The sequence below is a fragment of the Vibrio sp. V42_P2S4T144 genome, from assembly GCF_009904715.1.
GTDB classification, from domain to species: domain Bacteria; phylum Pseudomonadota; class Gammaproteobacteria; order Enterobacterales; family Vibrionaceae; genus Vibrio; species Vibrio alginolyticus.
Map to the genome: position 1 here is coordinate 1 of NZ_WXWS01000490.1, position 7,205 is coordinate 7,205.

A 7,205-nucleotide genomic window follows, 5' to 3' on the forward strand; every position below is an offset into this window, starting at 1 on the left:
ACCTAGCACCACGCGATACCATGAACTGCCTTCTTTCTTACGAATCTTGCTCGACATCCCTTGGAACGCGATTGCAAGCTTGCGCTCTTCGGCTTGTGCCTGAGTTTTGTACGCGCCACACTGCATGATGTAAGGAATTTTAGAAACTTCAATTTCTTTGGCCACAACTTCAACTTCACGTTTCGGTAGTGACTCAACATATTCCCATTTTTCTTCTGGTGGTGGCGGCAAGTCTTTTTTCGGCTTTGGTTTGCTTACAGTGGTTGTTGGCTGCTTCACGACGGGTTGCTTAGGTTCTGGGTCGCTACTCAAAAGGTAAAGACCATAGCCAAAACCGCCCACGAGCAAGATAGCGAGCAGGCCACTGCGCCAAGGTTTTTTTCTTCTCGGCGGCTGTTTTTTTGTCGACTTTTTTGGGGCACCTCGCCCCCGTCTTACATAATCTCTATTTGCCACGGTTATTTCTGGTCATCAAGGATTCTTGCAAATATGTTAATCCAGAACGAGTTGAGAAAACACCCTATTGATAGAATCTTGATAGCTAAAGCGCGACAACGCCCGAGTGTAGGAGTGTGTTTCTGTTCTCGCTTATATTTATTTGGGGATATACAAAAAGCAGGAGGGGTAAATAAAAAGCGGCGCCTTAGCACCGCTTTGGGGATGAATACCTAATCTTTAGGTTAAGGGCGCTGTGGTGGCGCTGCACTTCCACGAATGACGAGATTAGTTTCAAGCAGACGCGAGCCTGAATGCACGTCGTGGCCTTTTAACATCTCGAGCATCATTAGCATCGCTTGTCGACCAATCTCATAGCGAGGTTGAGAGATGGTGGTCAACGGTGGATCGCAGTACTGAGCGAAGTTAATGTCATCAAAGCCCACAACAGAGAGATCTTGCGGTACTCGTAAGCCAAGCTTTTTCGCTTCTTGAATTGCGCCGATGGCCATTGTGTCACAGTGACAGAAAATAGCCGTTGGTGGTTCTGGCAATTCGAGCAGTTTACGAACGGCTTTTGCTCCGCCATCAAAAGAGAACTCAGTAATGACACTATATTGTGGATCTTTATTGATGCCGGCACGGCGCAGGGCTTGTTGGTAGCCTTGCTGGCGGAACTGACACAATATTGCTGTATCTGGTCCAGAGATTTGAGCAATGCGTTTATGACCTAATTGAGTCAGGTAATTCACCGCTTCAAATGCTGAGGTCAGGTTATCAATATGTACTGTCGGAAGCTCGAGCTCTGGCGCAAATTCACACGCCATTACCATCGGAGGTAAGTTCTTTTGCTCTGGCTTACTGACATCGAATGGTAGATCTGTACCAAGCAGTAGCATTCCATCTGCCTGCTTAGTAAATACGAGGTTAACGAAAGAGCTTTCGCGTTTCTTCTGTTGTCCGCTATCGCCCAGCAGGACTAGATAGCCATGTTCCATGGCTGCATCTTCAATACCGCGAATAATTTCAGAAAAATAAGGATCACAGATGTCGGGAACGATAGTAACAATGGTTTTTGATTCGTTTCTACGTAAGTTACGCGCTAATGAGTTTGGAGAATAACCCGCTTCAAGTACGGCATCTTCTACTCTTTTTCTTGTAGAAGAAGAGACTTTCTCTGGATTCATTAAGGCTCGAGATACCGTAGCCGTAGACACTCCCGCAAGCTGGGCAACATCCTTCATTGTCGCCATAGTTTTTAACCTCTCATTTATTTTTTGCCAAGATGACGTTATTCCGGTTTGAAATCAGAGTAATCAAACCGAGTTAGAGCTGTATTTGCTCTTCGCTCAGTTCGTGTTAACGAGTGGGAAAATGGATTCTTCACCGCGATATCAATTTGTGGGAATAGTCATTGTTTTAATCTAAGCCTGTGCAAACAAGTCACTTTAGACTTTTCTAATTTGGATAGTCTATTCATTTCTAAAGTGAAAGTTACGGTCTGTTTAACAAAAATTGTAATCTTGGTGTGATTCTGGTCACATTAAATGGTAATTCATTACATAGTTAAACGTTTGCTAGCTGAGATCTTGTGGTTCTATGTCTAAATTCCAGCGTACTTTCTTAGCATTTGGCAACAACTCAATAGCAGGTTTGGCACTGGTTAATAACTTTTGCATCAATGAACGATGCTGAGTTTGCAGTAATAGTTGCCAGCGGTATTTACCAGCCCGCTTGGCCAAAGGTGAAGGAGTAGGGCCTAACACCATGCAGGAATCATCGAACAGAGGGTGTGACTCTAACGTAAAGCGAACCTGACGCAGGAAGTCTTCAACTATCTCACTTTGGTTCGCCTCTGCTTTAAACAGAGTCAAGAAACTATAAGGCGGAAGCTGAGCCAGTTTGCGTTCTTCCAGAGCAGTCATAGCAAAGTGGCGATAGTCTTTTTGAAGCAGGGCTTGCAGCAAGCTGTGCTCAGGATGGTGGGTTTGTAGGATAACCTCGCCAGGTTTACTTGCGCGGCCGGCACGACCTGCGACCTGAATAAACAACTGCGCTAGTCGCTCGGAAGCGCGGAAGTCACTACTATAGAGAGAGCCATCAACATCCAAAAGAGCAACGAGCGTTACATTTGGAAAATGGTGCCCCTTAGCCAGCATTTGGGTGCCAATCAGAATTTGATGTTCACCTTTGCGAATCGATTCAAGGGCATCTTCCAAACTACCTTTACGACGTGTGCTGTCTCTGTCGATGCGAATGGCGTTGTATTCTGGAAATAACTGAGCCAATTGTTGTTCGAGTTGTTCCGTTCCTACGCCGACGGTAACCAATTGGGTTGAACCACACCCCTGACATTGATGAATCACCGGTTGTTGTGAGCCGCAGTGATGGCAGCGTATTTCGTTGCTGTAATGGTGGAACGTATAGTACGCATCACAGCGTTTACATTCTGCAATCCAACCGCATTCATGGCACATCAAAGCGGGCGAAAAGCCTCGACGGTTAAGAAACAACATTACTTGATTGCCCGCTTTTAAATGCTTGCGCATCTCGGCAATCAGTTGGGCAGATAAACCACTTTCTAAATACTGACCTTTTACATCTAACACTTTATTAGTGGTTGGCACGGCAGAGCCAGCTCGTTGGGTTAGTGTTAAATGGTGATATTTGCCTGACAAGGCATTGTGTAATGTCTCCAGTGCAGGTGTGGCTGAGCCCAGAACAATCGGAACTTGTTCTTTATGAGCGCGCATTACAGCAACATCGCGTGCATGATAACGCAAGCTATCTTGCTGTTTGTAAGAGGTGTCATGTTCCTCGTCCACAATGATAATCCCGAGATCAGCAAAAGGCGCGAGTAGGGCAGAGCGTGTGCCGATAATGATTCCGGCCGCTTTGTCGCGTGCAGAAAGCCACGCATTCAGACGCTCCGTCTCGTTTAACCCGGAGTGGATGACGTCAACTGGCACATTAAAACGGCGTTTAAAGCGGTTGATGGTTTGGGGCGTTAAGCCAATCTCTGGTACTAAAACCAAGGCTTGTTTCCCTTGCTCTAAAACTGGCTTGATAAGGTTGAGGTACACTTCTGTCTTACCTGAGCCCGTGACGCCTTCTAATAAATAGGAGGCAAAACCTGTTTGGCTATTTACACTCGCAATAGCCAGCGCTTGTTCGTGGTTGAGCTTTGGCTTTTCGACGTCGCATTCAACGTGCTGTCCCCACTGGGTGATTACAGGCTTCTTCTCGATACGTTCAATCCAGCCTTTCTCTTCTAAAGACTTTAGTACTGTTGAGGCTATCTCTTGGTCGACAAATTCCTGGTGAGGCAAAGCGCCGTTAACCAACATTTGCAAGACCTTCTGTTGTTTGACCGCTCGACGATCAAGCCCTTGCATCAGCTTGTCTTTACCGGATTCGGTAATTTGCCACTCTTGTAGCGTCGCAAAAGCTGCAGGCTTTCCTTTACGTAGAGCTGCTGGCATCGCATTGTGTAGCGTATCTCCAAGTGGGTATTGGTAGAACTGGCTGCACCAAGTCAGCAACGAATAAAGCTTTTCAGACCATATCGGCTGAGAATCAAGAACTGCTTTGATTGGCTTGAGTTGATCTTTGGGAAAGTCCGAGTGATTAACCATCGCGGTGACGATGCCAACTAACGTTTGGCGTCCAAAAGGTACGGAAACGCGTCCACCAATGATCGGAAACAGGTGCCCCGGAATGGCGTAATCAAATTGTTTGTCGAGCGGAACGGGTAATGCCACTCTAGCAATGGTTGGACGCATAAATTCTTAGCTATTAAAAAAGAGGGAAAGGAAATGAGAGTCTATTAAAATCGGTATGGAAATTCGAGTAAAGCAATGCGATTCAGCGTGAATCGTGCCTCTATGATTAGTCTGGCTAAAAAAGTGGCGAAAAAGTTGCCAAATGTGTTGATCCGAGCAATGTGATTCTTTACTATATCGCGCCTTGAGATATGGCTTCGGCAATTAGTTGATGCGGTATCCCATTTTATTATTAATTGCGTGTGGTGTGCGGCTTAGATTCGTATAGCGACACGGCCTACTATTGAGGTTATCCCATGAAAGCTGGTATCCACCCAGAATACAAAGCAGTAAAAGCGACTTGTTCTTGCGGCAACTCTTTTGAGTTCAACTCTACTCTAGGTAAAGAGTCTATCCACCTAGACGTATGTGACAAGTGTCACCCATTCTACACTGGTAAGCAACGTATCGTTGATACAGGCGGCCGTGTTGATCGCTTCAACAAGCGTTTCGGTGCACTATCAAGCGGTAAGAAATAATAGCAGCCGCTATTACGATTACAGTTTAGAAAAGGACGCTTCGGCGTCCTTTTTGTTTTAATGGCTACCAAGCGAAGAGGAACGTATGGGGTTTGGAATATTCCCGATTATTTTTCACTCAGCGCTTGCAACCTAAAGTGTGATCTGTATAATGCAGCGCACTGGTTAAGCCAGTTGTGAACCAATGAGCAGTGAGGAGCGAGCAAATCTAAGGATTTGTGAGGTAATGTATACTCAGCTTATGTTCGCGGTTAATACAATTAGCTATCTTTTCTTCGGAAAAACTATCCTCAAAGGTGACTTTGGCATATAGGGATAGTTAATCGAAAATTAACTGACAATGCGTCCTAATCTTGGATGCTACGGTTTCACATAAATCAATCGGCATTCTCTCGTCTTGACGAGTTTGAGTGGCGATATTGTTTGTGTAATTTATTAAATTTGGAGCTCTGTCTCATGCAGAACCAACGTATCCGTATCCGCCTAAAAGCTTTCGATTACAAACTAATCGATGCTTCTACAGCGGAAATCGTTGAAACAGCTAAGCGCACTGGCGCACAGGTTCGTGGTCCAATCCCACTGCCAACTCGTAAAGAGCGTTTCACAGTTCTTATCTCTCCACACGTTAACAAGAAAGCACGTGACCAGTACGAAATCCGTACTCACAAGCGTCTAATCGACATCGTTGAGCCAACAGACAAGACTGTTGATGCTCTAATGCGTCTAGACCTTGCTGCGGGCGTTGACGTTCAAATTAGCCTAGGTTAAGGGAGATTAGAAGTATGATTGGTCTAATCGGTCGTAAAGTGGGCATGACCCGCGTATTTACTGAAGAAGGCGTTTCTATCCCAGTAACAGTTGTTGAGGTTGAAGCTAACCGTGTTTCTCAAGTGAAAACTCTTGAAACTGACGGCTACGCAGCAATCCAGGTTACAGCTGGTTCTAAGAAAGCTAACCGTGTAAACAAAGCTGAAGCAGGTCACTTTGCTAAAGCTGGCGTTGAAGCTGGTCGCGGTCTTTGGGAATTCCGTTTAGAAAACGGCGAAGAGTTCGAAGTTGGTTCAGAACTAACTGTTGAACTATTCAACGAAACTAAGAAAGTAGACGTTACTGGTACATCTAAGGGTAAAGGTTTCCAAGGCGCTGTTAAGCGTTGGAACTTCCGTACTCAAGATATGACTCACGGTAACTCATTGTCTCACCGTGCTCCTGGTTCTATCGGTCAATGTCAGACTCCAGGTCGCGTATTTAAAGGCAAGAAAATGGCAGGTCACATGGGTGCTGAGCGTGTAACGACTCAAAACCTAGAGATCGTACGTGTTGACGCTGAGCGCAACCTGCTTCTTATTAAAGGTGCAGTCCCAGGCGCAACTGGCGGCAACGTGATCGTTAAACCAGCTGTTAAAGCATAACGTCTCAGGAGTAAGTAATGGAACTAATGGTTAAAGGTGCCGATGCACTAACTGTTTCCGAAACTACTTTCGGACGTGAGTTTAACGAAGCTCTTGTACACCAAGTAGTTGTTGCGTACGCAGCAGGTGCTCGTCAAGGTACTCGTGCTCAAAAAACACGTTCAGAAGTTTCTGGCGGTGGCGCTAAGCCATGGCGTCAAAAAGGTACTGGCCGTGCGCGTGCTGGTACAATCCGTAGCCCAATCTGGCGTACAGGTGGTGTTACTTTTGCTGCGAAACCACAAGATCACAGCCAAAAAGTAAACAAAAAAATGTACCGTGGTGCTATGAAGAGCATTCTTTCTGAGCTTGTTCGTCAAGAGCGTCTAATCGTTGTTGATAACTTCTCAGTTGAAGCACCAAAGACTAAAGAGCTAGTTGCTAAGCTTAAAGAGCTTGAGCTAACTGACGCTCTAATCGTGACTAGCGAAGTAGATGAGAATCTATTCCTAGCTGCTCGTAACCTATACAAAGTTGACGCACGTGATGTTGCTGGTATCGATCCAGTATCTCTAATCGCGTTTGACAAAGTTGTAATGACTGCAGAAGCAGTTAAGCAAGTAGAGGAAATGCTAGCATGATCACTGAAGAGCGTATCCTAAAAGTTCTACGTGCACCGCACATCTCTGAAAAAGCAACTATGGCAGCTGAGAAAGCGAACACTATCGTTTTCAAAGTAGCTAAAGATGCGACTAAAAAAGAGATCAAAGCAGCTGTAGAAAAGCTATTTGAAGTTGAAGTTAAGTCTGTAAATACTCTTATCACTAAGGGTAAGACCAAACGTCAAGGTCTACGCCAAGGTCGCCGCAGCGACGTTAAGAAAGCGTACGTTACTTTGAAAGAAGGTCAAGATCTTGACTTCGTTGGCGGCGCGGAATAACAGGAGTAGTTAAAAATGGCTATTGTTAAATGTAAGCCGACTTCCCCTGGTCGTCGTCACGTTGTTAAAGTTGTTAACGCTGACCTACACAAGGGCAAGCCATACGCACCTCTTCTAGAGAAAAACTCTAAGAACGGTG

8 protein-coding genes and 1 pseudogene are annotated in these 7,205 nt (G+C 45.4%); 6 read left to right on the top strand and 3 right to left on the bottom strand.

Translation table 11 applies throughout. The annotated features are described in order from the left end of the window. From ftsN to priA, 3 genes are all read right to left on the bottom strand, one after another. Positions 1 to 456: cell division protein FtsN (gene ftsN, locus CAG68_RS16190; RefSeq protein ID WP_161441368.1), on the bottom strand; the 456-nt coding region annotated here is incomplete at its 3' end. Between the two features lie 224 nt (positions 457 to 680). Next, on the bottom strand, positions 681 to 1,709 hold the full coding sequence (cytR, locus tag CAG68_RS16195) for a DNA-binding transcriptional regulator CytR (RefSeq protein ID WP_254901949.1): 1,029 nt from the start codon (positions 1,707 to 1,709) through the stop codon (positions 681 to 683). Positions 1,710 to 2,012: 303 nt separating this feature from the next. Continuing rightward, a complete protein-coding gene (gene priA / locus CAG68_RS16200; protein ID WP_161441369.1) occupies positions 2,013 to 4,217 on the bottom strand; it encodes a primosomal protein N' in 2,205 nt (734 codons plus the stop codon). Between the two features lie 296 nt (positions 4,218 to 4,513). Between priA and rpmE the strand changes: the two genes are divergently transcribed. From rpmE to CAG68_RS16230, 6 genes and pseudogenes are all read left to right on the top strand, one after another. Further along, a complete protein-coding gene (gene rpmE / locus CAG68_RS16205; protein WP_005379546.1) occupies positions 4,514 to 4,735 on the top strand; it encodes a 50S ribosomal protein L31 in 222 nt (73 codons plus the stop codon). Between the two features lie 456 nt (positions 4,736 to 5,191). Then, entirely contained in the window at positions 5,192 to 5,503 is a 312-nt protein-coding gene (gene rpsJ, locus CAG68_RS16210) for a 30S ribosomal protein S10 (protein ID WP_004410492.1), read from the top strand. Between the two features lie 14 nt (positions 5,504 to 5,517). Beyond that, positions 5,518 to 6,147 (top strand): 50S ribosomal protein L3, encoded by a 630-nt coding sequence (gene rplC, locus CAG68_RS16215; RefSeq protein WP_005379555.1) that lies wholly within the window; start codon positions 5,518 to 5,520, stop codon positions 6,145 to 6,147. Positions 6,148 to 6,164: 17 nt separating this feature from the next. Continuing rightward, positions 6,165 to 6,767, top strand: coding sequence for a 50S ribosomal protein L4 (gene rplD, locus CAG68_RS16220; RefSeq protein WP_005379556.1), 603 nt, complete (start codon positions 6,165 to 6,167; stop codon positions 6,765 to 6,767). Next, positions 6,764 to 7,066, top strand: a complete 303-nt coding sequence (rplW, locus tag CAG68_RS16225) for a 50S ribosomal protein L23 (RefSeq protein WP_004398471.1) — start codon at positions 6,764 to 6,766, stop codon at positions 7,064 to 7,066. The genes rplD and rplW overlap by 4 nt, the downstream gene beginning before the upstream one ends. 15 nt (positions 7,067 to 7,081) lie before the next feature. Next, positions 7,082 to 7,205 (top strand): annotated as a pseudogene (locus tag CAG68_RS16230) (50S ribosomal protein L2); the annotation flags it as partial.

Bases quoted from the DNA above. Each gene is read 5' to 3' on its own strand.
- rplC (WP_005379555.1), top strand. From the start codon at position 5,518: ATGATTGGTCTAATCGGTCGTAAAGTGGGCATGACCCGCGTATTTACT.
- priA (WP_161441369.1), bottom strand. From the start codon at position 4,217: ATGCGTCCAACCATTGCTAGAGTGGCATTACCCGTTCCGCTCGACAAA.
- rpsJ (WP_004410492.1), top strand. From the start codon at position 5,192: ATGCAGAACCAACGTATCCGTATCCGCCTAAAAGCTTTCGATTACAAA.
- rpmE (WP_005379546.1), top strand. From the start codon at position 4,514: ATGAAAGCTGGTATCCACCCAGAATACAAAGCAGTAAAAGCGACTTGT.
- rplW (WP_004398471.1), top strand. From the start codon at position 6,764: ATGATCACTGAAGAGCGTATCCTAAAAGTTCTACGTGCACCGCACATC.
- rplD (WP_005379556.1), top strand. From the start codon at position 6,165: ATGGAACTAATGGTTAAAGGTGCCGATGCACTAACTGTTTCCGAAACT.